The sequence below is a fragment of the Helicobacter sp. T3_23-1056 genome (assembly GCF_053654535.1).
The window spans coordinates 1-958 of sequence record NZ_JBSIUU010000085.1 but is presented as its reverse complement, the minus strand read 5'-3'; the positions used below and the strand labels follow the sequence as shown (position 1 = coordinate 958).

Below are 958 nucleotides of genomic sequence, written 5' to 3'. Positions count from 1 at the left end.
AAAAATGAGTTTGCTTTAGGTAGAAATCACATAAATGGAATTGAAAACTTCTGGGGTTATGCCAAACATAGATTAGCTAAATTCAAAGGAATCAAAAAAGAGAATTTTATGCTTCATCTAAAAGAGACAGAATTTAGATAGCCATAACCAAAAATCAAGGACAAGATTTGTATAAAATCTTGCCAAAATGTCTTGTTGAAAAATGATAAGAAATAATCCGCTTAAGTTGTCTTTAGCCAAATTTTATACTAGCGATATATTTTATTAAGGATTCGCCTAAATGAAAAAAGTGTTTATCGTATTATTTCTCGTCGTTATTAGCATTGCTATTATTGGAATTATGTTAGGCAACAAACAAACATTTATTTTTATGTATATTTCTGGCTTGGTTTTGGGGTTAGTGTGGTTTGTAGTAATTTTTCTTATATCTATATATTTTATAATCAAAACGATTGAACAATCAAAATTAAAATCGCCGAGATTACAAAAAGTATTTAGATTTTTATCAAAATCTATTATGCCACTTTTTTTATTTTTGTTTATCGCAGGTGGTGGCACGACAGCATTTGTAAATCCATATTCCTATTGGTGTATAATACAAAGTTTGTTATATAACAAGCACTATGAATACAATCTGTATGGCATATTTATTGAAGGCAATGAAGGTAGTGGGTTTGAAATAAACTTCAAACAAACAAAATTATAAGGAGCATTTAAATGAAAAATAAAATTGATGATTTACGAGACTATGCCGAGCTAGCACAAGCAAGTTATTTTTACTTTGATTTACTTAAAGATTCTAATGGGAATCCTAGAAAAATCTATGAGCTAGATTCGGTTGGTAAAGAAATTGAAGATAAAAATTATCCTAGAGGATATAAGGAGATTCAAATAAATTTAGAGCATATAGTAAGCAAAAAATATAAAGGACAAGAAGTTTTAGCTAATTTAGAACAAG

The 958-nt window shown here is 28.2% G+C and carries 1 protein-coding gene and 2 pseudogenes; all 3 read left to right on the top strand.

What is annotated here, in order from left to right:
• Positions 1 to 141: pseudogene (locus ACWIUO_RS13785) on the top strand (IS1595 family transposase); the annotation flags it as partial.
• 139 nt (positions 142 to 280) lie between these two features.
• Positions 281 to 706 carry a hypothetical protein gene (locus ACWIUO_RS13780; protein WP_454178457.1) on the top strand — a complete coding sequence of 142 codons (426 nt, stop codon included), beginning with the start codon at positions 281 to 283 and terminating at the stop codon, positions 704 to 706.
• An 11-nt stretch (positions 707 to 717) separates the two neighbouring features.
• Positions 718 to 958 (top strand): annotated as a pseudogene (locus ACWIUO_RS13775) (hypothetical protein); the annotation flags it as partial.